This is a genomic window from Streptomyces sp. NPDC096012, from assembly GCF_040426375.1.
GTDB lineage: Bacteria > Actinomycetota > Actinomycetes > Streptomycetales > Streptomycetaceae > Streptomyces.
The window spans coordinates 1-22651 of sequence record NZ_JBEOTD010000056.1 but is presented as its reverse complement, the minus strand read 5'-3'; the positions used below and the strand labels follow the sequence as shown (position 1 = coordinate 22651).

Genomic DNA, 22651 nt, shown 5'->3' with positions numbered 1-22651 from the left:
CGCGCCCCTCAGACGCCCACCAGCTCCCGCCTGAGGCCGTGGGAGGCCGCGGGCCGTCCGTGGCCGGTCGCGCAGTTCCCCGCGCCCCTTAGCGGGCGCGGTCGGTCACGCCGTTCCCCCGCGCCCTCAGGGGGCGCGGTCGGTGGCTTCGCTCCCCGCGCCCTCAGGAGGTGGTCGGTGCCGGCTTCCTGAACATCCTGGTCGCCGTGATCTCGCTGTGGCCCGCCTCGCCCGCCTGGGGCGGCTGGGGCAGCCCGGGGCGGAGGTGTTCCTCCACGCTGATGTACTTGAGGCCCGCCCTGAGGTCCGCGTCGTTGCGCAAGCGGATGACCAGCGGGAACTCCGCCAGGGCGGTCGTGTCGAACAGGCCCGTGGTGTAAAGGAGCTGCACGCCCAGCGCGTCGGACACCGCCCGCTGGAGCTCCAGCAGGTACGTGGCGTTCGCGCGGCCGATCGGGTTGTCCAGGAACAGGGTGCCCGCGTGCCGGTGCTTGTCCCGGCCCCGGTCGTTCGACCGGAGCGCGGCCATCGTGCAGTACAGGGCGATGGCGGCGGTGAGCAGCTGGCCGCCCGAGAACACGTCGCCCATCTGGCCGACGGGGACGCGCTCGGCGCGCAGTACCGCGTCGGGCTTGAGGATCTCGACGGCCACGCCCTTGGGCTGAAGTGCCGCCCCGACGCCCCGCAGCAGCAGCGACATGCCGTCCCGGCGCAGGTCGGAGTTCTTCTTGACGGCCGCGCGCGTCGCCTCGTCGATGACCTCGCCGAGGCGTTCGGTGAGCGTGGCGTGGTCGGGCTCCTCGAAGCGGATGCGCAGGAACTCCTGCCCCGACCACTCGCCGAGTCCCTCCGGCAGCCGGGAGAGCCGCTGTGCGGACCGCAGCGTCGCCAGGGCCGACTCCACCAGGCCGCGCAGCCGGTCCACGATCGAGTCCCGGTTGCGTTCCAGCTGGGCCAGCTCGTCGGTCAGCACCCGCAGCCGGGGTGCGAAGGCGTCCGCCCACTTCTGGGCGTGCTCGGGCAGCGCGGCGGCGGGCAGTTCGCGGATCTGCTGCCGGGCCGGGGTGCGGACCTGCTCGAAGCGGGTGGAGTTGGCGTGCCGGACGAGGATGTCGCTCGCCTCGCGCACGGCGGCCTCGGCGGCGGACAGGTCGGCGGCGCAGCCCCGCAGCGAGCGGCGGGCCTCGGCTGCGGAGTGCCGGGCCTCCTCCAGGCTGCCGGGGTACGGCTCCTGCTCGTCCTGCTCGTCCTCGGGGGTGTGTTCGCGCAGCAGGTCGCGGAGCATCGCGGCGATCTCGTCGAATCCGCCGGCCGCGTCCTCGGCGGCGCGGTGGGCAGCCTGCAGCTCCGCGTGCGCCTCGCGGGCCTCGGACAACGCCTCTGTCCGGGTGGCGACTTCGGTCGTCGCCGTGCGCAGCAGCGCCTGGGCGTGCTCGGCGTCACGCGGGAGCAGTTCCTCGGGCAGCGCGGTGTGCGCCTCGCCGTCCTCGGGCGCGTGCCGCTCGGTCTCGCCGCGGAGCCGGCCGAGCTGTTCGCTCGCGGTCGACATGCGCGTCTCCAGGAGCTGCACGAGTTCCTCGGCACGCGCGGCCGCCGCCTGCCGGGACGGCCCGTCCGAGCCGTCGGGCGACTGGAGAAGCTGCTCGGCGCGGGTGCGGACCTTGTTGCTGAGCCGGTCCAGATCGGCGCGGGCGGCGCTCTCGTCGCTCTCCGCGCGGGCCTGCTCGGCGCGCAGGTCGGCGCCGACACCGACCTTCTCGTACAGCTGGGAGGCGGCGCGGTAGGCCTCGCGGAGGGCCGGCAGTGAGGTGTGCGGGGCCTCGGCCTCCGCGACCGGTACGTCGTCGGGCGCCCCGGCGATCTCGGAGCGCTCGGCACGCAGGGCGCGCGCGGTGCGGCGGGCGTCGTCGGCGGCGCGCTGGGCGGCACGGCGGTCCTCGTCGGCGGCGCGGGCGCGTTCCAGACAGGTGCGGGCGCGGGCCTCGGACTCGGCGGCCTCGTCGGCGAGTTCACGCAGGGTGACCTGCCAGCCGGCGCGCTCACGCAGCCGGAAGGCGAGGCCGGCCAGGGCGTCGGCGGCGCGGCGGGCCTTCTGCGCGGCCTCCTGCCGTTCGTCGCGGACCTGTGCGGCCTCGGCGGCGGACTCGTCGGCCTCCGCGCGGGCGGTGCGGGCCTCGGTGAGTTCGGCCTCGGCCTCCTCGGCGAACGTCCCGGCCTGCTCGGCGGCCCGGGCCAGCTCGCCGAGGCGTCCGGCGGGACAGCCGGTGCGCCAGGAGGCGAGCCGGGCGGCCAGTTCGCGGTCCTTGCCGAGCCGGGCGGCGAGGGTGCGGATCTCGTCGTCGCGCTCGCCGGCCCGCGCGCGCAGGGCCTGTCGTTCCTCGTCGGCGGCGCGTTCGTCGTGCATGGCCGGGTTCGGCGGCACGAGGAAGACGTCACCGGGGGTGGCGCCGTCGGCGGGGGTCGGGGCGAGCAGGGCGGCGGCGGTGCCGACGGCCACGGCGGAGCGGGGCAGCAGGGCCGCGTCACCGAGCGTCTCGCGGGCCCGCGTGTGCGTCTCCGGATCGGTGATGATCACCCCGTCGACCAGTTCCGGGCGGGCGGCGAGCACGCGCGCGTGGTCGGCCGGGTCGACGGCCTGCGCCAGGTAACGCCAGCCGGGCAGCGCGGGGATGCCGTGCTCACCGAGGTACTCGACGGTGGCCAGCACGTCGGGTCCGGGCGGCAGCAGTCCGCCGTCACCGAGGGCGCCCAGGATGCGGGAGTCGTCGGCGGCGGCCGTACGCAGTTCGAAGAGGTGCCGTTCGGCGGCGGCCACGGCGTCGTCGAGCAGCTCGCGCAACTCGTCGGCGAAGCGGTCGAGTTCCTCGGCGGTGAGCGGGCCTTCGGCCGGGTGGCCGGCCGCGCCGGGCGTTTCGGCGTCCATGGCCCGCGCCGTGCCGGTACGGCCGCGGGCGGCCGCGTCCGGCTCGGCGCGCGGGCCCGCCGGGTGCTCGCCGTCGGTGCCGGCCGCGCTCCGGCCGGGTGCCCGGTCCTCGGCTCCCGTCCTGGGCCCGGGGACCCCGGGGCGTCCCGCTGCCCGCACGCCCGGCAGGCTCAGCAGTTCCGCGAGCCGCTCCTCGGTGGCCAGCGATTCGGCCAGGCGCCGCTCGGCCTCGTGGGCGCGCCGTGCGGCGGCGGCCGCGTCGGCCGCGCGGGCCGCGGTCAGCTCGGCACGGGACTCGGCGGTGGCGGCCTCGCGCGCGTGCTCGGTGGTCGCGCGGGCGGCCTCGCGGGCCGCGTCCCAGGCGGCGACGGCGGTCTTCTCCGCGTCGCTGGCGGCGAGCGCGGCTCGGGCCGGGTCGGCGTCCGGGGAGCTGTCGTCGAGCCAGCCGGCGCGGACGGCCTCGGCGGTCTCCTGCTCGACCTCGGCGAGCCGCTGGCGCAGGTGCCCGGTCTCGCTGCGGGCGCGCTGCGCCTCGGTGGCGGCGGCGGTGGAGTCCCGGTGGGCGGAGTCGCTGACGTCCTGGAGGGCGGTGGAACGCTCCTCCTCCTCGTTGGCGAGGGCCTCGGCGCCCTCGGCGGCCGCGTGCAGGGCCCGTACGAGGTCCACGGCGGCCTTGGCACGGGCGGCGAGCGCGGGGGCCGCGTCCCGTTCGGCCTCCTGGATCGCGGCGGACACGCGCGCGACCCGGTCGGCGGCGGCACGGTGGCGCAGCACGGCTTCGGCCGCCTGCCAGGCGGCGTGCAGGGTGCGGGCGTCGGCCAGCTCCCGCTTCTGCGCGGCGGCGGACTTCTCGGCGGCGGCGAGCGCCAGGGAGGCGTGCCGGTAGGCAAGTTCGGCGGCGATCAGGGCGCTGCGCTCGCGGGCACCCTCGGAGTGCGTGACGGCGTAGGCGGCGGCCGTGACGCGCTGGGCGAGTTCGGCGGCCCTGACCCGTTCCCGCACGGCACGCGCGGAGAGCCGGCGGGCCAGTGTGCGGGTGCGGCGCTCGGCGCCTGCGTGGACGTCACGCGTGCGTGAACGGGTCTCGGCGGCCTCGACGATCCGTCCGAGCAGATCGACGGAGCCCGCGGTGAAGTCGCGCTCGGCGATCAGTTCGGCGCGCCGGCCGAGTTTGCTGCCGAAGCCGCTGACGAGGTCGGCGAGGCCGTCGGTGTCGCGGGTGTCGGTGACCGCGCGCAGCAGCAGGTCGGTGAAGTCGGAGTCCTTCTTGACCGCGAAGAGACCGGCCGCCTCGCCCTCGTCCGCGTTCATCTCCCGCTGGTAGCGGAAGAGTTCGGGGTCGAGGCCGAGGTCGCCGAGGTGCTCGATCCAGCGGTCGTGGATCTCCTCCCAGTGCACTTCCAGGTGCGGGTAGGCCTTGCCGGCCTCGGTGAGGGCGTCGCGGAAGCCCTTCATGGTGCGGCGGCGGCCCTGGGCGCCCGAGGCGCCCTCGGCGGGCGGCCGCACGGCGGTGGACTCGGCCACGGGCAGGTTGTCCAGGCTGAGCCCGGGTCCGGGCCGGAAGGAGTACCAGGCCTCGGCGAACTTCCGCGGGTCGTTGGAGACCTGCCGTCCGCGCCACTCGCTGGCCTTGCCGACGACGACGCACTCGCCGGTCAGCACGTGCTGCCACTCCAGCGCCACGTGCCCGCAGTCGTCGGCGAGCAGGAACTTGCGCAGCACGCCGGAGCTGGCGCCGCCCAGGGTGTTGCGGTGGCCCGGCAGCATCACCGAGAAGATCAGCTTGAGCAGGACGGACTTGCCGCCTCCGTTCTCCAGGAACAGCACGCCGGCGGGCGCCGGCCGGCGCGGCGGCCCGGAGGGCTCCTCCTCGAAGAACTCCGCCTGCGTGGGCGCCGGGTCGGGCACGGGCGCGCCCACGCCTCGCAGGTCAAGCACGGTGTCGGCGTAGCGTGCACCGGCGGGCCCGATGGAGTAGAGGCGGACCCGGGACAGCTCGTACATGGCGGACTCTCGTCAGTTTTCTGGCGGATCGGGGGGGTCAGGGGTGCGACGGCGTGTGGAAGGGCAGGCCGGCGTCGGCCACGAGGTCCAGGTCCTCGGTGTCCTCGGCGGGCAGCAGGCTGGCCGTGCCGTCGGTGACCGGGACGACGCCCAGCTCCAGCAGTTCGGCCATGGCGGCGCCGCCGGCCATGTCCCGGACCTGGAGCTGATAGCGGGCCGTGGTGCGATAGGTGCCGCCGTGGTCGTCACCGGTGCGCTGCAGGAAGCCCGAGTCGGTGAGGAAGGCCAGGGCCTTGGCCACGATGCCGGTGGTGGAGGCGGCCGGGCGGCGGGCGTCCTTGGTGGCGCCGGTGGCACTGCGTCTGGCCCAGATACGCCAGGCGGCCTCCAGATCCGGCGCGTCGGTCGCCGGGTCGGTGTTCTCGCCCCTCTCCTCGGCCCGCTCCTCCAGGCGGCGGCAGGCCTGCCGAACGAAGGCGTCGACGCCGTTGACCGTGACGCGGCCGAAGTAGGTGTCGTCGGCCAGGTCCTCCGGGCGCGGGAACGCCAGTGCGGCGGCGGCGAGATGGGCCAGGCCGTGCAGGAAGCGGTCGCCGGAGTCGGCGGCGGTGCGACGCGCGTAGTCGCCCATGCGCACGGCGAAGACCGAGTCCTCGGCCGCGGTGACGGCCATCCCCGCGCGCGGGGACACCTCCAGCACGACGAGTCCCAGCCCGGCGGCGACGGCGTCCGCGAGCCGCGCGAACGCCGGGTCCTCGCGGTGGCGGCGCAGCAGTTCGGCGTACTCCTGGTCGCGGGCGGGCTGCAGCTTGGGCTGCAGCCCGAAGGCGACGAGCCGCGCCGCGTCGGCGGCGTCGGCGGGGGTGACGGGGGCGGGTGCCGACGGGGCGGACGGCTCCGCCTCACTCCACTCGGCGTGCTCGCTCACGACTGCGACTCCTTGATCCTGGGACGAGGGTGACGGGCGACTCGGGCGGGGGCGTGGGGAACCGCGCGGCCGGCCACCGACGGCCCGCGCCCGGACGGCGGCCTCACGCCGCCTCCGTTCTGTCCGCCGCCATTCCCGCCGCGTCCAGCAGGGCCGTCCCCACGATCAGGTCCGCGCCGCCGAACTCGGGGTCGTCCAGCTCGGTACCGTCGTCGACGGCGAACAGCAGTTTCTCCTCGCCCTGCCGGTAGGCGGTGCCCACCGCGGGGCTGGCGGCGTGGACCGCCAGGAGGGCCACCAGATAGGCGAGATCGGGGTCGCCGGTCCGTCGCGCCTGCGCGAGCAGCCCCGACAGCCTCCTGGGCGCGTCGGCGGGGAGGTCCAGCAGCTCCATGGCGGCGGCCAGTTGTTCCTCGCCGAACCGGCTGTCGTCCGGTGTGGCGATCAGGTCCGGCTCCGGCATCTCCGCACCCAGGTGCTCCCGCTCGACCGGCGGTGTCAGCAGTATGTCGACGAGGTCGCCGACCCGCACCGACACCGGCGTCCGCAGACCCGTGCCGTGTGCGAAGAAGGCGTCGGTGACCCGGATGGCCCGCTCCAGCGGCAGGGGCAGGACGGGGGCGAGCAGGTGGCCGTACAGGTCCGTCCCGGACGTCGTCGTCGGCGTGCCGAAGGCCTGGCGGTCCTGTTCGGCGCGGAAGAGCGGGCCGGCCTCCAGCAGGCGCGACTGGAGCTGGGTGTGCCGCCGGATGCAGTCCTTGACGATGTCGACCAGTTCGGCGGCGCGGCGCTTGTGCTCGGCGTCCTCGGTCTCGTCGCGGGCCTTGCGGATGTTGGTGAGGATGGCGTTCTCGTGGCGGTAGCGCTCCGCCACGTGGTCGAGGGCCTCGGCGATCATGTCGGGTACGGCGCTGAGCCAGTCGACCGCGCGGACGTTGCGCCGGGTGGCGTCCAGGGCGCGGCGCAGGGTCTCGGAGTACTGCACCGTGCGGTAGCGGGCCTGTTCGGCGGCGAGCTGGGCGTCGGCGAGACGGCCGCGGCTGATCAGCACCTCCAGCTTGACCTCGGCGGCGATCTGGGCGCTGGTGACGTCGGTGTCGAGGGCGCCGACCAGGACGTTGACCGCCTCGTCGGTGGTCCGCAGGTAGACGGTGCCGCCGGGGCCGGGGACCTCTTCGATCAGCTTGAAGTCGTAGTCCCGGCGGACGTAGGTGCCGTCCGGTGTGAAGGTGCCGTAGACGGCGCGGAAGCCGCGGTCGACGCTGCCGACGTTGATCAGGTTCTCCAGGACCCAGCGGGCCACGCGCTCGTGCTCGGCGGCGGGCCGGTGCGGGGCCTGGGCGGCGATGCGCGGGACGAGCCTGGCCACGATCTGCTCGTGGTCGGCGCCGGTGTCGAAGTCCATGTTGAGCGTGACCAGGTCGATGGCGGCCAGTGCCACCTCGGCCATGCCGTACACCGAGTACTCGCCGGCCAGGTTGGCCTTGCGGGCGTCGAGGTCGTGCAGCGGCGCGGTGCATGCGAGCGCGCGCAGCCGGCGCGCCAGCCCCTCGTCGGCGGCCGGGCCCGGTGCGGGGCGCGGCCCCGCGCTGAGCTGGGGCGGAACGCTGTCCGTCGATGCAGGCGAAGTCACGGTGCACAGACTAGGTCCTCGGTCTGACATCGACCCAAACGAGAGGCTCCGCCGGTTTGCCCGGGCAGGGCGGCGGGGCGGCGACGCGCCAGCACGCCCGTCCCGACCCCCCACGCTCGTCCCGACCCGCCACGGCCCCTCCCAACCCGTCACGCCGCCGCCGGCCACCCGCCACTTGCAGCCCGACGCCCACCGCTCACCGCCCGCCACTCGCCGCCCACCGCTCACGGCTCGCCGCTCACCGCCCGCCGCCCGCCGCCCGCCGCCCGCCGCCCGCCGCCCGCCGCCCGCCGCTAGGCACTAGGCACTAGGCACTAGGCACTAGACACTAGACACTAGAGCGTGCCGTCCTCGCCGACCCTGCGGCGGTACACCTCCACCACCCCTTCCAGCGAGTCCGCCAGGTAGGTCTCCAGCAGCCGCTCGGCCGCCGTGCGGTCCCCGGCCCGGAGGGTCTCCAGGAGCTGGCGGTTGCGGACGAGGTACGGCTCGTGCAGCCGGCGCGGGTCGTCGGCGATGTGGAAGGCCAGCCGCAGCTCGGCGAAGACGCTGCGCATCAGTTCGTCGGTGCGCTCGCTGCCGGCGAGGGCGACCAGCTCCTGATGGAAGTGGATGTTGGCCGTGCCCATCGCTTTCCAGTCATTCTCGACGGCGGCCGCGTCGCCCTCGTCGACCGCCGCGGCCAGCCCGTCGAGCGGATACGGCGGCTCGCCCAGGCCCCGGACGACGGCGCACTCGACGAGTGAGCGCGTGCGGTAGATGTCCTCGACGTCCTCCACGGTGAGCACCCGGACGAACACCCCCCGGTTGAGTTCGTGGACCAGCAGGCGTTCGTGCGTGAGCAGCCGGAAGGCCTCGCGCAGGGTGTTGCGGGAGACGCCGAGCGCCCCGCCGATGCTGTCCTCCGAGAGCCGGGTGCCCGGCGGGAAGTACCCGTCGGCGATGCGGCTCCTGAGGATGTCGGACACCCGCTCGGCCGTGCTCGTACGGCCCAGGAGGGCGCGGTCGTCGGCCAGTCCCGCCAGCTGCTCTGCCATGCCCGGAATTCAATCGCAGACACCGGAACGAAACAACGTGGGTATTGAAGGATCGTTGAACGATCCCCTACGGTGCTCCGCACGGCTCACTTCCCCGCACCCTCCGTCCCCCTCTGCGAGGTGCCCATGAGCACGACTCCACCGCCCCGGTCCGCACCCTCCGGCATCCCACCCGCGCGAGCCGAACACACCCGTGAGGACGGCGCGTTGGGCTGGCTGCACGCCCTGGGCCCGCACGGCCGGCGCGCCTTCACCGGCGCTTTCGGCGGGTACGCACTGGACTCCTACGACTACTTCACCCTGCCGCTCAGCATGGTGGCGCTCTCCGCGCACTTCGGTCTGGACAGCGGCCAGACCGGCCTGCTCACCACCGTCACGCTGGTGGTCTCCGCGATCGGCGGTGCCGTGGCGGGCGTGGTCGCGGACCGGGTCGGCCGGGTCCGGGCCCTGATGATCACGGTGATCACCTACGCGGTCTTCACCGTGGCCTGCGGCTTCGCGCCCGACTACGGCACGCTGCTGGTCTTCCGGGCGCTCCAGGGGCTCGGCTTCGGCGGCGAGTGGGCGGTCGGGGCGATCCTGGTGGCCGAGTACGCGAGCGCCCGCCACCGGGGACGTACGCTCGGCGCGGTCCAGAGTTCCTGGGCCGTCGGCTGGGCACTGGCGGTGATCGTCTACACGCTGGTCTTCTCCTTCGTCGGGGACGGCCTGGCCTGGCGGGTGATGTTCTGGACCGGGGCGCTGCCCGCGCTGCTCGTGGTGTGGCTGCGCCGCCGGGTGCACGACGCGCCCACCGCGACGGCGGCCCGCGAACAGGACCCGGACCGTGGCTCGTTCACGGCCGTCTTCCGACCCGGGCGGGCCGGTGCCCCGGGCCTGCTGCGCGTCACCGTCTTCGCGAGCCTGCTCTCCACGGGCGTGCAGGGCGGCTACTACACCCTGGCCACCTGGGTGCCGACGTACCTGAAGTCCGAGCGCGGCCTGTCGGTCGTCGGCACCGGCGGCTATCTGACCTTCCTGATCTCCGGCGCGTTCCTCGGCTACCTGACCGGCGGCCACCTCACCGACCGGCTCGGCCGGCGGAACAACATCTGGCTGTTCGGCCTGCTGTCGGCCGTGTGCGCCCTCGCCTACGCGAACATCCCGTCCGGCGCCGGCACCCTGCTGCTGGTGCTCGGATTCCCGCTCGGTTTCTGCATGTCGGCCATCTTCAGCGGCTTCGGTTCCTACCTGAGCGAGCTGTACCCGACGGCGGTGCGCGGTACCGGGCAGGGCTTCACGTACAACACGGGCCGCGCGGTGGGCGCGGTCTTCCCGACCCTGGTGGGCTTCCTCGCGGACAGCTGGGGCGTGGGCGGCGCGCTGGTCTTCGGTGCGATCGGCTACGGCCTCGCGGCGCTGGCCCTGCTCGGGCTTCCGGAGACCCGCGGGAAGGAACTGGCATGACGCGGACGCACCGTACCGAGGACCGGCCCGTGACCACGATCGACGAGCACGCGCACGCGTGGAGCCCGGGAACCGCGCGAGCCCGGTTCCGGAAGGGCCTGACCGGGCCCACGGCCGGGGTCGCGGCGGGCCACACGCAGGCCAACCTGATAGCCGTCCCCGCCGACTGGGCCTACGACACGCTGCTGTTCTGCCAGCGCAACCCCAAGCCCTGTCCGGTGCTCGACGTCACCGACGCCGGTGACGTGACGACCGTCCTCGCCGAGGGCGCCGATCTGCGCACCGATCTGCCGCGCTACCGGGTGTGGCAGGACGGGGAACTGGTCGAGGAGCCCACGGACGTGCGCGCGTACTGGCGGGACGATCTGGTGTCGTTCCTGCTCGGGTGCAGCTTCACCTTCGAGTGGGCGCTGGCCCGGGCCGGCGTGCCGATCCGCCACGTCGAGCAGGGCCGCAACGTGCCGATGTACGTGACCGGCCGCGCGTGCCGGCCGGCGGGCAGGCTGCGCGGACCGATGGTGGTGTCCATGCGCCCGGTGCCGCCCGAGCACCTCCGTGCCGCGATCCGGGAGAGCGGCATGCTGCCGGCCGTGCACGGCGGCCCCGTGCACTGCGGGGACCCCTCGGCCCTCGGCATCGAGGACCTCGCCCGGCCCGACTTCGGCGACCCGGTGACCCTCGCCGACGGTGACATCCCGGTGTTCTGGGCCTGCGGGGTGACCCCGCAGGCGGCGGTGACGGCGTCCAGGCCGCCGTTCGCCATCACCCACGCACCGGGCCACATGTTCCTGACGGACGCCCGCGACGAGCAGTACCGGCTGGTCGGCATCGACTGAGACCGGCCCTCCCGACCGCACCGCACGGGCTACGAGGGAACGCACCGCGCCGCGGCGGCTGCCACCGGTCGGCGTGGCGCTCCGGGTGACACCCCGACCGCGCGCCCCGGCCGTCGCGGCGACCGGGGCACCCTCCGGCGGCCGCCGACCGGTGCACGGCCGGGGTGCGGTCCGGCCGGCACCCGACCGGTGCACAGCCGGGGCGCTGCGGGACCTCACCACGCGCGCGTACCGCCGGCCGTCGCCGGCGGGGCCGCCCACGCCCTCGGTCGGGGACTCTCCGAGGGGACGAACCGGACGGGTCTCATGCGACGCCCTCCGGCACGGTGGGCCGGGACTCCGCGCGGCTCAGCACCTCGGCGTCGTGGGCCGCCAGGAACGCCTCCACGGCCGTTCCCCAGCCGAAGCACTCGGCACGCGCGCGTGCCGCCTCGCGCCGCTCGGGCTCGCTTCGTTCCAGGAGCAGTTCCACGGCGTCCGCGAACGCCTCCCCGTGACCGGTCGCGGCCGCCCCGGCGGACCCGATGACCTCCGGCAGCGCGGACGAGGCGCTCGCCACCACGGGCGTGCCGCACGCCATGGCCTCCAGGGCGGCGAGCCCGAAGGTCTCGGCGGGCCCCGGTGCGAGGCAGACGTCGGCGGACGCCTGCAGCGCACCGAGTACGGCCCGGTCGGCGACGTGGCCCAGGAACGTCACCGGCAGCCCGCGCTCGCGCGCCCGCTGCGCCAGCCGGACCCGCAGCGGACCGTCCCCCGCCACCACGAGCACCGCCCGCCGGCCGCGCCGCAGCAGTGCCTCCAAGGCGTCCAGCGCCATGCCGGGACGCTTCTCCACGGACAGCCGGGAGCACATCACGAGCAGCGCCTCATCCACGCGGGCGTGCTCCGCGCGCAGCCCCGGATCGCGCAGCGCGGGATGACGTTCCAGGAGGTCCACGCCCAGGGGGGCGCGTACGACGTTGCGGGCGCCGATGCGCACGAACTCGCGCTCGGCGAACTCCGTGGTGCACACCACCCGCGCGTAGACGTGCGCGGTACGGGTGTTGAGGGCGTCGGCGGCCCGGCGGGAGAGGTTCTCGGGCAGGCCCCAGGTGCGCAGCACGCCGTCGGCGGTCTCGTGCGAGACCATCACGGCGGGCACGCGCGCGCGGCGGGCCCAGCGGCCGGTCCAGCGCAGGGTCGTGCGGTCGGAGACCTCCAGCCGGTCCGGGGCCAGCCGCTCCAGGACGGCGGCCACGCGCCGTTTGTCGGTGAGGACGCGGTAGCCGCCGGTGCCGGGCAGCAGTGGCCCGGGCAGGGTGATGACCCGGCCCTGCTCGGTGTCGCGGTCGGTGTACCGCTCACCGGGCACGACCAGCACCGGTTCGTGGCCCGCCGCCCGGAAGCCTTTGCCGAGTTCCCGCAGAGCGGTGCGCAGGCCGCCGGAGGCCGGGGCGACGAAGTTGGCGAGCCGGACGATGCGCAGGGACTGGCCGGTCATGCCGCCACCGCCGTCTTGCGTACCGCGAGCACGTCGTCGTAGTGGGCTATGAGCCGGTCGCCCACGGCGGCCCAGGTGCGGTCCTCGACCGTGGCGCGGGCGGTGGCGCCGTACGCGGCACGTCGCCGGGGATCGGCGGCCAGCTCGCGGACGGCCTCCCGCACGGCGACGGCGTCGCACGGCGGGACGAGCAGGCCGGTGCGGCCGTGGGCGACCAGGTCGAGCGGGCCGCCGGCGGCCGGAGCGACGACCGGGGCACCGCTGGCCATGGCCTCCTGGACGGTCTGGCAGAACGTCTCGAAGGGGCCGGTGTGCGCGAACACGTCGAACGAGGCGAAGATCCGGGCGAGATCGTCGCCGGTGCGGCGGCCGAGGAAGACCGCGCCGGGCAGGGCCTCCGTCAGGTGCGGCCGGCTGGGGCCGTCGCCGACGAGCACCACCCGCACCCCCGGCAGGCCGCAGACTCCGGAGAGGAGTTGCACGTGCTTCTCGGGGGCGAGTCGGCCGACGTAGCCCACGATCAGCTCGCCGTCGGGGGCGAGTTCGCGACGCAGGGCCTCGTCGCGGTGCGCTGGCCGGAAACGTACGGTGTCCACGCCGCGCGGCCACAGCCGCACCCGGGGCACGCCGTGGGCCTCCAGGTCGTTCAGGGCGGCGCTGGACGGGGCCAGGGTGCGGTCGGCGGCGGCGTGCACGGAGCGGATGCGCCGCCAGGCGGCCGCCTCCCCGGCGCCCATGTAGGTGCGGGCGTAGCCGGCGAGGTCGGTCTGGTAGACGGCGACGGCGGGGATGCCGAGGCGGGCGGCGGCCGCCATGCCGCGGACCCCGAGGACGAAGGGACTTGCCAGGTGGACGACGTCGGCGCGGTGCTCGGTGAGTGCCGCGGCGAGGCGTCGGCTGGGGAGGGCGACGCGCACCTGGGGGTAGCCGGGGAGGGGGAGGGAGGGGACGCGGATCACCGGGCACGGGGCGTCCGTGTCCGGTGCGCTGCCGGGTGCCGGGGCCGGCGCGACGACGAGCGGGAGGTGACCGCGATCAACGAGGTGCCGGGCGGTCTGGAGCGCGCAGTGGGCCACGCCGTTCACATCGGGGGGAAAGGATTCGGTCACGATGACGACACGCATACGGGTGTTGTCGCCGCACCGGACGTGGCCGCGTCGACTTCGATCTTTCCGCGCGGGAAACGTCCCATGAGCGTTGAGCTGCACGCCCGAGCGGGTCAGGCGGCCGTCATGACCGCCTGACCCGCGGGCCATCCGCTGTTCACACGGCGCGCGGTCGCCCGACGGGGCCGGGCGCACACGAGGGACCAGCCGGCGGGGAGCCACCCCCCGAACCGGACGCACGCGAGGGACCAGCCGACACGGACCCACCGCCCGAACCGGGCGCACGCGAGGGGTCAGCCGGCGCGGAACCACCCGCCCCAGCCGGGCGCACGCGAGGGGTCAGCCGGCGCGGAACCACCCGCCCCAGCCGGGTGCACGCGAGGGGTCAGCCGGCGGCGATGTCCGGGCCGAAACGGCTGCGTACCGCCGTCTGCACCTCGTCCTCCTCGGCCGGGTCGGCGGCCAGGCGGCGGAGGCGTTCCACGACCCGGGCGTCACCGGTCTCGGCGTGCCGGGCGGCGATCTCGCGGGTGGTCTCCTCGCAGTCCCACAGGCACTCGACGGCGAAGCCGGTGGCGAAGGAGGGGTCGGTCGCGGCCAGGGCGCGGGCGGTGCGGCCACGCAGGTGGGAGGAGGCCGTCTCGCGGTAGACGTGACGCAGCACGGGAGCCGCGCAGGTGATGCCGAGGCGTCCGGCGCCGTCGACGAGGGTCCACAGGGTGGCTGCGTCCGGGCCCTCGCCGCGTACGGCCTCGCGGAGGGCGCCGAGGACGAGATCGCTGTCCTGGATGCCGCCGCGGCAGGCGAGCACGCGTCCGGCGGCGGCGCCGAGCGGGTCGGGACGCTGGGCCCAGCCGCGCGCGCGGTTGACGGCGGCGATGCTGCGCATGCGTTCGAAGGCGTCCAGGGCCGCCTCCACGACAGGCGCCGTGCCGTCGGCGACGGCGGCCTCGATCAGGGGGAGGGCGTCGGGGTCGTTGCCGTCGGCGAGGTAGCGCAGTGCCGTGCAGCGGGCTCCGTCGATGCCGTCCCGGGCGGCCCGTACGATCTCGGGCCGGTCCTCGGGACCGGCCACGGCGACCAGGCAGCGGGCGGCGGGGACGTGCAGGGCGGCACCGCGCTCCATGCCCTGATGGGCCCACTCGAACACGGCGCGCACGCTCCAGCCGGGGCGCGGTCCGGTGGGCCGCATCTGCCGCTGCCAGCGGTCGAAGCAGCCGGTCTCCCGGGCGGCACGCACCCGGGCGGCGATCGGTTCCCGCGGATCCTCGGCCCACAGCCGCCAGGGCCGCGGTTCGAAGGCGTCCCGCACGGCGGCGGCCAGCTCGGCCTCGCCCTCGGGATCGGCGGGGAACCGGGCCAGGACGGGGGCGGCGAGGGCGCGCAGGCCGGCGTCGTCGTCCCGTAGGGCCAGCTCGTCCAGGGCCCAGGCCCAGTTGGAGCCGTGGGCGGCGTACCGCCGCAGCAGGTCGAGCGCGTCCCGCCTGCCGTAGCAGGCGAGGTGCCCGAGGACGGCCAGGGCGAGGCCGGTGCGGGACTCGTCGGTGTCGAGCACGTCCTCGGCCTCGAAGAGGTGCGCCTCGACGGCGTCCAGCTCGCCGTTCAGGTCGAGGAAGAGCCGGGCGTAGTACAGGGAGCGGTTCTCCACCTGCCAGTCGTGGCGGGGGTCGCGCAGCACACAGTGGTTCAGGGCCGCGAGCGCTTCGGCGCGCGGGGCGGTGAGCGCGTGCAGCGTGCCGTCGCCACGGCCGCGCTGGAGCAGCCCGAGCAGCGTACCGCTGGGCGCTATGACCGGATCGAACATGGGAAACAGCCTCACATCAAGCGTCGACGCAACCGGGGAACACGCACTACCTGGCCGCGTGACACCGCGTCGCAGCGCCCGCCGTCTCTTGCTTGCTGTAGACCATCTCTCTCTGCCTCTCGTCGGTGGCCCATGCGGACCGCATCACGGCCCGCGCGGTGCGGCAACACCTGCCCAGCCATCGCGTCCGTGAATCACGTCGTCATGATGACCCGCGGTGTGTGCTGCCGCGACCGTATTTCCGGCGGCCTTGTACCGCCTCCCCCGTTTTGTGTGCCGCACCCGCTCAGGGCGGTCGGTTCAGTTGACGCCGAACAGCTGCAGGAGTTCCGCCTTGCCGAACATCCGGGCGGTGTCGACGGCGGACGGCGTCCCTTCGGAGGGGTCGGCCCCGGCCTGCAGGAGGGCCTTGATCACTTCGGTCTCGCCCTTGAAGACGGCTCCGGCGAGCGGGGTCTGGCCCCGGTCGTTCACCCGGTTCGCCTCCGCGCCACGCGCGAGCAGTTCGCGCACCGCGTCGGCGTGGCCGTGATAGGCGGCGAGCATCACCAGGGAGTCACCGCGGTCGTTGGTGAGGTTGGCCGGCACACCCGCGTCGACGTACGCCACGAGCGCCTCGGTCTGCCCCCGGCGGGCCAGATCGAAGATCTTGGTCGCCAGCTCCACGACCTCGGGGTCGGGGGCTTCACTCATCGGCACGAACCGCCTCTCCTTGGGACTTCGGTGACGACAGGGAGCGTACGGCAGTGAGCTGAACGCGGCCGTACGAGTGAATCGCCAGCGTACTGGCTCCCGCGGCACATGACCCGATGTGCCCGAGGTAAAGATCAGCAGCAGATCCCGCCGGAGGCAACAGGCCTGGTCAAACCGGTCGTAACGGCTCGGCCGAGTGGGGGAAATCAACCGGTTTTCACCCAGTTGCACCTTTAATCGTATGGATACATCCTGTGATCCTGGAAGAACTCATGGTGACTGTCCCCTCTCGACACCAGGAGACCCGAAATGATCCTCTCCCTGTCCGGCGTGCTGCTGCTCGGCGTCATCGTCTTCCTCTTCTTCCGGAAGGACGGGCTCAAGGGCTCGCACGCGTGCACCTCGGCGCTGTTCGGCTTCTATCTCGCCAGCACCGGCATCGCTCCCAGCATCAAGGCGGGCGGCGAGAGCCTGGCGAGCCTTCTCGGCGGTATCAAGTTCTGATCCCGTCCGTCCCGCCCGCACGCACCCCCAGGAGACAGCAGTGGCCCGGCGCCCACTCCCCCGCATTCTGAGCAAAGACAGCGCCCAGATCGCCCGGATGCAGATCGCCCGGAGCAGGGAGCTGGCCCGGACGGCGGCCGACAGCGCCACCGATGTCCTCCACCCGCTGATCACCGTCACGCGCGGGTTGCGCCGGCTGGCCTCGGCCGGGCGGCGCAAGTGGGTGGCCACGCCCAAGGACAGACGCGGGCCACTGCTGTTCCTCGCGGCCTCCATGGTCCTGGTCGTGGCACTGGTGCCGTACGGGCCGCTGCTCGCCGTCATCACCGTGATGGCGGCGGCGGCCTGGCAGGGCCGCGACCGGACCCCGCCGGCGCCCGAAGGGCCCGACGAGTCCCAGGCCGAACGGCTCCAGTCGTTGTACGAGGCCCTGGTGCCCTACTTCGCCGGCGCCGACGACCCGGCGCCGCTGTACGCGCACGGCGGGGAGTGGCAGAAGGCCTTCACCGAGCACGAATTCGAGGACGGCGGGCGAGTCGGCCACCTCGTGCTGCGCTACCCCGCCTACTTCCCGGACGGCGAGCCCGAGGCCCGCGCACGGATCGAGCAGCTGCTCGCCGCGAAGGCCGGGCGGGGCCGCGAGTACCACTTCGCGTGGGACGAGGAGGGCAACCAGCTCACCCTCACCGTCCTCGCGCCGCTGCCCACCGACATCGCCGCCCAGCACTTCGTCACCTCGCCCGGCGAGACCGTCCTCGGCTTCACCGACCCGAGCGAGGTCCAGCGCACGCTTCCCCTCGCCTACGCGGAGGAACAGATCGACATCCCGCCGGTCGTCTGGCGCACCGGCGTCCGTTCCACCGAGCCGCACCTGCTGGCCATGGGCCATCCCGGCAGCGGCACGTCGACCCTGCTGCGCTCCATCGCCCTCCAGGCCCTGCGGTACGGCGACGTCCTGATCGTCGACGGGGGCGGCACCGGCGAGTACGCGTGCCTGACCGGCCGGGACGGTGTGCTGGCCGTGGAGTGCGCCCTCACGGGGGCGCTGGCCAGCCTGGAGTGGGCCGCGCAGGAGACCGAGCGGCGGCTCATCGCGGTCAACCTGGCCCGGCAGGCGGGCGACCCGCCGCCGGAGGACACCCGGCGTCCGCTGTGGATCCTTCTGGACCGTCCGGGTGTCTTCGCCCACCTCGCGGCGGCGGACGGCCGCAAGGACCCGCAGGCGCTGCTCCAGGTGCCGTTGCGGCACGGCCGCGCGGTGAACGTGACCGTGGTCGTGGCCGAGCAGTTCGACGGCGCGGAGGCGCTGAGCGACGCGGTCCGGCAGCACACACGCGCGCGCGTGGTGCTCGGTACCGCGGCACCGCGGCAGGTGGAGGCGGCGCTCGGGGTGCCGCCGCACACGACGCCGCCGGCCCATGTGCCGCCGGGCCGCGGGTACGCGGTGCTGGGCTCGGGTCCGGTGCACCGGCTGCAGGTGCCGCGTACGCCTGATCCGTACGACGACGCGACGAGCGATGCCGACCGGCAGGCGGTGCTGGCCCTGCTGCCGCCGCGGAGCACGCCGGCCGACGCGGAACCGGCCCAGGCCCAACCGCCCGAGCCGTCGGACACCCCGCCCCCGGCGACCCTGACGAAGCCGGCGCTGGACCCGGCCCCGGCGATCGCGGAAGCCATGGCAGCCGAATCCTGACCCGATACGGCCACCCGCCCCAGGAACACGCGGACCCGCGCGAACACCGCAGCCCCGAGCGGCACGACAACTACGCGAGCCCCACACCCTTCAGGGCGCGGGGAACCGCGCAAAAACCTCAAACGGGCCCACACCAGGACAAAGAGGAGCACCCCCACCCCCAGGGGCGCGGGGAACTGCGCGAACGCCCCCACCGGCCCGCACGCGAAGACCAGGAACGACCCCCCTCAGGGGCGCGGGGAACTGCGCGAACGCCCCCCACCGGCCCGCATCCGTAGACCGGGAACGAGCCCCCTCAGGGGCGCGGGCAAGTGCTCGAACATCCCCACCGGCCCGCAGCGGCAACGCGCCCTACGCCACGAACGTACGCGGCCCCTCCGTGCCACCCGTCACACCCGTCTCCACGAGTCGGGCCGCCGCGGCGAGCCGGGCCGCCGCCTCGTCCGCCACCGCTCCCCCCACGGTGAACGGAAGCCGCACGTATCCCTCGAAGGCACCGTCGACACCGAAGCGCGGACCGGAGGGGACGCGGACGCCGACCCGCTCTCCCGCCTCCGCCAGGCGGGAGCCGGAGAGGCCGCCGGCCCGGACCCAGAGGGTCAGGCCGCCCCGCGGGACCGCGAACTCCCAGTCGGGCAGCTCCCGGTGCAGGGCGGTCACCAGGGCGTCGCGGTTCTCCCGCGCCTGCGCCCGGCGCAGGTCGACGGCCTGCTGCCAGCCGCCGGTGCTGAAGAGCCAGTTGACGGCGAGCTGTTCCAGGACGGGCGTGCCGAGGTCGGCGTACGCACGCGCCGCGACCAGGCTGCGGATGACGTCCGGAGCCGCGCGCACCCAGCCGATCCGCATGCCCGCCCAGAACGCCTTGCTGGCCGAGCCGACCGTGATCACCGTGGAGCCCGCCGGATCGAAGCCGCATACCGGGCGGGGCATGCGGGCGCCGGCGACCTCCTCGTCGAGCCACAGCTCGCTCATCGTCTCGTCGGCCACCAGCACCGTGCCGGCCGAGCGGGCCGCGTCCACCAGCCGGCGCCGCTGGTCCTCGTCGGCCAGCGCCCCGGTGGGGTTGTGGAAGTCGGCGACCACGTAGGCGAGCCGCGGCGCGGCCTCGCGCAGCACCTGGCGCCAGCGGTCCAGGTCCCAGCCCGTGAGCCCCTCGCCCATCGCGACGGGGACGAGCCGGGCGCCCGCCTCCCGCATCAGCTGCAGGATGTTGGCGTACGACGGGGACTCCACGGCGATGCGCTCGCCACGGCCCGCGAACAGGTGGCAGATCGCGTCGATGGCACCCATCGCGCCGGTCGTCACCATGATCTGCTCCGGCATGGTGGGGATCCCGCGCGCGGTGTAGCGCTCGGCGATCATCGAGCGCAGGGCGGGCAGGCCCGCCGGATAGTCGCCATGCGTATGGGCGTACGGGGGCAGTTCCTCCAGGGCGCCCTGGACGGCCCGGGTGAGCCACGGCTCGGGGGCCGGGAGGGAGGCGCAGCCGAGGTCGATGACCGAGCCGAGGGCCTCGGGAGGCAGGGGCTCCAGGCCGCGGGCGGGCAGCGGATTGCCGGCGGGGACGGCGGTCCAGCTGCCCGCCCCGCGCCGGGACTCCAGGAAGCCCTCGCTGCGCAGCGCCTCGTAGGCGGTCGCGACGGTGGTGCGGCTGACGGACAGGGACAGGGCGAGTTCCCGTTCGGCGGGGAGGCGGGCCGCCACCGGCACGCGCCCCTCGAGGACCAGCAGCCGGATGCCGTCGGCGAGGGCGCGGTAGGCGGGCGGGCGGCGGGTGCCGGGGCCGGCGGGCCGGTCCTGCTGGGAGGTGAGGAGCCGGCCGAGCTGCGCCGCCCCCACTGCCGAGGTCCACTGCGCCATGAAGATCAGTCCACCTTCCCAGAATTGGCCATGGATGACGGTTCGTCCCAGGCCACAGAGTGTCATGTGTCAGGCCACCGCCACCACCCAGGGGGATTCATGTCCAGTCCGGTCCGCTCCGGACAACGCGATCCGGTCCACTCCGGACCCGGAGATCCGGTCCACTCCGGACCAGGAGATCCGGTCCGCTCCGGACGGCGCATCCGGGTCGTCCTACGGCGGCGCCCCCCGGTTCGCCCCGGGCGACGCACACCGGCCCGCCCCGGACGGCGCATCCCGGTCCGGCTCGGACGACGGCTGATCCAGCTGTACGCCGGGCTCGCGCTGTACGGCGCGAGTTGCGCGCTGCTCGTGGCGGCGGGGCTGGGCCTGTCGCCCTGGGACGTGCTGCACCAGGGGCTCTCGCAACTCACGGGGCTGTCCATCGGGGCGGTGTCGATCGCCGTGGGGGCGGCCGTGCTGCTGCTGTGGCTCCCGCTGCGTCAGCGGCCCGGGCTCGGCACGGTCTCCAACGTCCTCGTCGTCGGTCTCGCCATGGACGGCACGCTCGCGCTCCTGCCGGACGTCCGCTCCCTCGCCGTGCGGATACCGCTCCTGCTCGCCGGGATCGCGCTGAACGGCGCGGCGACCGGGCTGTACATCGCCACGCGCTTCGGGCCCGGTCCGCGTGACGGACTGATGACGGGCCTGCACCGGCGCACCGGCCGCTCGATCCGGCTGATGCGGACGGCGGTCGAGGTGGTGGTGGTGGTCACCGGATTCGCGCTCGGCGGCACCATCGGAGCCGGCACCGTGCTGTACGCCGTGGCCATCGGCCCGCTGGCCCAGCTGTTCCTGCGGGTGTTCGCCGTCCCGGCGGCGCCGGGCGGCAGCACGGTGGTTGCCACGGCGACACCGGAAGGAGTGATACTGCGTCCGTGAGCCTCACGACACCGTCCGTACGCCACCCCTACCTGGACCACCCGGGCCCCATCGCCTTCGCCCACCGGGGCGGGGCCGCGGACGGCCTGGAGAACACCGTGGCGCAGTTCCGGCGCGCGGTCGAACTGGGCTACCGGTACATCGAGACCGACGTGCACGCCACGCGGGACGGCCGGCTCGTCGCGTTCCACGACGCGACCCTGGACCGGGTCACCGACGGCGCGGGCCGGATCGCCGACCTGGCGTGGGACGAGGTACGGCAGGCGCGCGTGGGCGGCCGTGAACCGATCGCACTGTTCGAGGAGCTGCTGGAGACCTTCCCCGAGGTCCGCTGGAACGTCGACGTCAAGGCGGAACCCGCCCTGCGCCCGCTGCTCGCTCTGATCGAGCGCGCGAACGCCTGGGACCGGGTCGGCGTGGGCTCCTTCTCCGAGGCGCGCGTGCTGCGGGCCCAGCGGCTCGCGGGGCCGCGGCTGGCCACCTCCTTCGGCACCCGCGGAGTGCTCGGACTGCGGCTGTCGTCCTGGGGGCTGCCGGCCGCGGTGCGCCGGTCCGCCGTCGCCGCACAGGTGCCCGAGGTGCACTCCGGCGTCCCCGTGGTGGACCACCGCTTCGTCCGCGCAGCCCACGCGCGCGGGCTTCAGGTGCACGTGTGGACGATCAACGAGCCCGAGCGGATGCACCGGCTCCTGGACCTCGGGGTCGACGGCATCATGACCGATCACATCGACATGCTGCGCAAGGTCATGGAGGACCGCGGCGTCTGGGTCTGACCGCCGGGCCGCCGGAGCCCGAGCTTTCACGGCCGGGCGGGAAGCGGAGGGTACGGCGGCCGAGCGGGACGCGGGGGTACGGATGGCCGGCACTGTGCGGGCACCGGCGGTGGAAGGCACCTCGGAAGCGAGCGGCGCGGCTGGTACTTCCACGACTGGGCGTGCCCGGTCTGCTTCACGAGTTCCGCTGGTGGCCTTCTTCGCGATCGGCTTCGTCCTGCTCACCCGGGTACCGGTTCGGCGGGTGATCGGCGAGGCCGGCAATCCCCTTCCGGAAAGGATCCAGCGCGGATTTAGCGTTCAACACGAAAGGGCGGTAGTGTACGCGTTTGGCCTGCCAGGCGTACCGTTACTGCGCGTCAAAGATGCCGAAACGCTGGGTGACATCTGCTAGCAGATGTGACAAACCGGGCGCCTGTGGGTAGAACAAGGGGCGGCTACGACGGCGACGCACGACCCGGAACGGGACTCGGAACGGGAATCTTTACCGCCGACCGGACGTTGACCGGATGACGACGACAGCGACACCTGTCCTGTGGGCGACAAGCCCGGGAGGCACGATTCATGAGTGAGCGAGCTCTTCGCGGTACGCGCCTCGTAGTGACCAGCTACGAGACGGACCGCGGTATCGACCTGGCCCCGCGCCAGGCCGTGGAGTACGCATGCGAGAAGGGGCACCGTTTCGAGATGCCCTTCTCGGTCGAGGCGGAGATCCCGCCGGAGTGGGAGTGCAAGGTCTGCGGGGCCCAGGCACTCCTCGTCGACGGCGACGGCCCTGAGGAGAAGAAGGCCAAGCCTGCGCGTACCCACTGGGACATGCTGATGGAGCGGCGTACCCGCGAGGAACTCGAAGAGGTCCTCGAGGAGCGCCTGGCGGTCCTGCGTTCGGGAGCGATGAACATCGCGGTTCATCCCCGGGACAGCCGCAAGTCCGCCTAGTCCCCCAGGGCTGGGCGGAGACACAGCGCACGAATTCGACCGCGGGCGCCGTACGTGATCCACGTACGGCG

17 protein-coding genes are annotated in these 22651 nt (G+C 74.3%); 8 read left to right on the top strand and 9 right to left on the bottom strand.

The window, feature by feature from the left end; translation table 11 throughout:
* Positions 1 to 163 precede the first annotated feature (163 nt).
* The 4 genes from ABVB68_RS34005 to ABVB68_RS33990 form a co-directional block, all read right to left on the bottom strand.
* Entirely contained in the window at positions 164 to 4927 is a 4764-nt protein-coding gene (locus ABVB68_RS34005; RefSeq protein WP_353605053.1) for a hypothetical protein, read from the bottom strand.
* A 37-nt stretch (positions 4928 to 4964) separates the two neighbouring features.
* Positions 4965 to 5855 (bottom strand): hypothetical protein, encoded by an 891-nt coding sequence (locus ABVB68_RS34000; RefSeq protein ID WP_353605052.1) that lies wholly within the window; start codon positions 5853 to 5855, stop codon positions 4965 to 4967.
* 103 nt (positions 5856 to 5958) lie between these two features.
* Positions 5959 to 7488: a hypothetical protein gene (locus tag ABVB68_RS33995; RefSeq protein WP_353605051.1), complete on the bottom strand. Its 1530-nt coding sequence runs from the start codon at positions 7486 to 7488 to the stop codon at positions 5959 to 5961.
* A 335-nt stretch (positions 7489 to 7823) separates the two neighbouring features.
* A complete protein-coding gene (locus tag ABVB68_RS33990) occupies positions 7824 to 8525 on the bottom strand; it encodes a GntR family transcriptional regulator (RefSeq protein ID WP_353605050.1) in 702 nt (233 codons plus the stop codon).
* 126 nt (positions 8526 to 8651) lie between these two features.
* On the opposite strand from ABVB68_RS33990, the gene ABVB68_RS33985 reads away from it, so the two are divergent.
* Both ABVB68_RS33985 and ABVB68_RS33980 read left to right on the top strand, forming a co-directional pair.
* On the top strand, positions 8652 to 9971 hold the full coding sequence (locus ABVB68_RS33985) for an MFS transporter (protein WP_353605049.1): 1320 nt from the start codon (positions 8652 to 8654) through the stop codon (positions 9969 to 9971).
* Positions 9968 to 10807: a putative hydro-lyase gene (locus ABVB68_RS33980; RefSeq protein WP_353605048.1), complete on the top strand. Its 840-nt coding sequence runs from the start codon at positions 9968 to 9970 to the stop codon at positions 10805 to 10807. The genes ABVB68_RS33985 and ABVB68_RS33980 overlap by 4 nt, the downstream gene beginning before the upstream one ends.
* Before the next feature lie 304 nt (positions 10808 to 11111).
* On the opposite strand, the gene ABVB68_RS33975 is transcribed toward ABVB68_RS33980, so the two are convergent.
* The 4 genes from ABVB68_RS33975 to ABVB68_RS33960 all read right to left on the bottom strand — a co-directional run bounded on the left by ABVB68_RS33975 (position 11112) and on the right by ABVB68_RS33960 (position 15890).
* Entirely contained in the window at positions 11112 to 12287 is a 1176-nt protein-coding gene (locus ABVB68_RS33975; RefSeq protein WP_353605047.1) for a glycosyltransferase, read from the bottom strand.
* Positions 12284 to 13411, bottom strand: coding sequence for a glycosyltransferase family 4 protein (locus tag ABVB68_RS33970; protein WP_353605046.1), 1128 nt, complete (start codon positions 13409 to 13411; stop codon positions 12284 to 12286). Before ABVB68_RS33970 ends, ABVB68_RS33975 begins: the two co-directional genes overlap by 4 nt.
* Before the next feature lie 367 nt (positions 13412 to 13778).
* Positions 13779 to 15197 carry a HEAT repeat domain-containing protein gene (locus ABVB68_RS33965; protein WP_353605045.1) on the bottom strand — a complete coding sequence of 473 codons (1419 nt, stop codon included), beginning with the start codon at positions 15195 to 15197 and terminating at the stop codon, positions 13779 to 13781.
* Positions 15198 to 15497: 300 nt separating this feature from the next.
* The gene (locus ABVB68_RS33960; protein WP_353605066.1) at positions 15498 to 15890 is read right to left on the bottom strand and encodes an ankyrin repeat domain-containing protein; all 393 of its coding nucleotides are present in this window, start codon (positions 15888 to 15890) and stop codon (positions 15498 to 15500) included.
* A gap of 309 nt (positions 15891 to 16199) precedes the next feature.
* On the opposite strand from ABVB68_RS33960, the gene ABVB68_RS33955 reads away from it, so the two are divergent.
* Complete coding sequence (locus ABVB68_RS33955; protein WP_161287045.1) at positions 16200 to 16394, top strand: hypothetical protein; 195 nt, start codon at positions 16200 to 16202, stop codon at positions 16392 to 16394.
* Positions 16395 to 16434: 40 nt separating this feature from the next.
* The gene (locus tag ABVB68_RS33950; protein WP_353605044.1) at positions 16435 to 18087 is read left to right on the top strand and encodes an ABC transporter ATP-binding protein; all 1653 of its coding nucleotides are present in this window, start codon (positions 16435 to 16437) and stop codon (positions 18085 to 18087) included.
* A 351-nt stretch (positions 18088 to 18438) separates the two neighbouring features.
* Here ABVB68_RS33950 and ABVB68_RS33945 read toward each other — a convergent pair whose 3' ends face one another.
* Positions 18439 to 19947, bottom strand: coding sequence for an SCO1417 family PLP biosynthesis transcription factor (locus ABVB68_RS33945; protein ID WP_353605043.1), 1509 nt, complete (start codon positions 19945 to 19947; stop codon positions 18439 to 18441).
* Between the two features lie 273 nt (positions 19948 to 20220).
* On the opposite strand from ABVB68_RS33945, the gene yczE reads away from it, so the two are divergent.
* The 4 genes from yczE to ABVB68_RS33925 all read left to right on the top strand — a co-directional run bounded on the left by yczE (position 20221) and on the right by ABVB68_RS33925 (position 22580).
* A complete protein-coding gene (yczE, locus tag ABVB68_RS33940; RefSeq protein WP_353605065.1) occupies positions 20221 to 20868 on the top strand; it encodes a membrane protein YczE in 648 nt (215 codons plus the stop codon).
* Positions 20865 to 21641, top strand: a complete 777-nt coding sequence (locus tag ABVB68_RS33935; protein ID WP_353605042.1) for a glycerophosphodiester phosphodiesterase family protein — start codon at positions 20865 to 20867, stop codon at positions 21639 to 21641. Before yczE ends, ABVB68_RS33935 begins: the two co-directional genes overlap by 4 nt.
* Positions 21642 to 21831: 190 nt before the next feature.
* Positions 21832 to 22035 carry a hypothetical protein gene (locus ABVB68_RS33930; RefSeq protein ID WP_503006483.1) on the top strand — a complete coding sequence of 68 codons (204 nt, stop codon included), beginning with the start codon at positions 21832 to 21834 and terminating at the stop codon, positions 22033 to 22035.
* 170 nt (positions 22036 to 22205) lie between these two features.
* Positions 22206 to 22580, top strand: a complete 375-nt coding sequence (locus ABVB68_RS33925) for an RNA polymerase-binding protein RbpA (protein ID WP_003977404.1) — start codon at positions 22206 to 22208, stop codon at positions 22578 to 22580.
* Positions 22581 to 22651 lie beyond the last annotated feature (71 nt).

What these genes read in the sequence shown, in the direction of transcription:
- ABVB68_RS33975 (WP_353605047.1), bottom strand. Translation starts at nt 12,287, where the DNA reads ATGACCGGCCAGTCCCTGCGCATCGTCCGGCTCGCCAACTTCGTCGCC.
- ABVB68_RS33990 (WP_353605050.1), bottom strand. Translation starts at nt 8,525, where the DNA reads ATGGCAGAGCAGCTGGCGGGACTGGCCGACGACCGCGCCCTCCTGGGC.
- ABVB68_RS33955 (WP_161287045.1), top strand. Translation starts at nt 16,200, where the DNA reads ATGATCCTCTCCCTGTCCGGCGTGCTGCTGCTCGGCGTCATCGTCTTC.
- ABVB68_RS33925 (WP_003977404.1), top strand. Translation starts at nt 22,206, where the DNA reads ATGAGTGAGCGAGCTCTTCGCGGTACGCGCCTCGTAGTGACCAGCTAC.
- ABVB68_RS33965 (WP_353605045.1), bottom strand. Translation starts at nt 15,197, where the DNA reads ATGTTCGATCCGGTCATAGCGCCCAGCGGTACGCTGCTCGGGCTGCTC.
- ABVB68_RS33985 (WP_353605049.1), top strand. Translation starts at nt 8,652, where the DNA reads ATGAGCACGACTCCACCGCCCCGGTCCGCACCCTCCGGCATCCCACCC.
- ABVB68_RS33960 (WP_353605066.1), bottom strand. Translation starts at nt 15,890, where the DNA reads ATGAGTGAAGCCCCCGACCCCGAGGTCGTGGAGCTGGCGACCAAGATC.
- ABVB68_RS33945 (WP_353605043.1), bottom strand. Translation starts at nt 19,947, where the DNA reads ATGGCGCAGTGGACCTCGGCAGTGGGGGCGGCGCAGCTCGGCCGGCTC.
- ABVB68_RS34005 (WP_353605053.1), bottom strand. Translation starts at nt 4,927, where the DNA reads ATGTACGAGCTGTCCCGGGTCCGCCTCTACTCCATCGGGCCCGCCGGT.
- ABVB68_RS33970 (WP_353605046.1), bottom strand. Translation starts at nt 13,411, where the DNA reads ATGCGTGTCGTCATCGTGACCGAATCCTTTCCCCCCGATGTGAACGGC.
- ABVB68_RS33980 (WP_353605048.1), top strand. Translation starts at nt 9,968, where the DNA reads ATGACGCGGACGCACCGTACCGAGGACCGGCCCGTGACCACGATCGAC.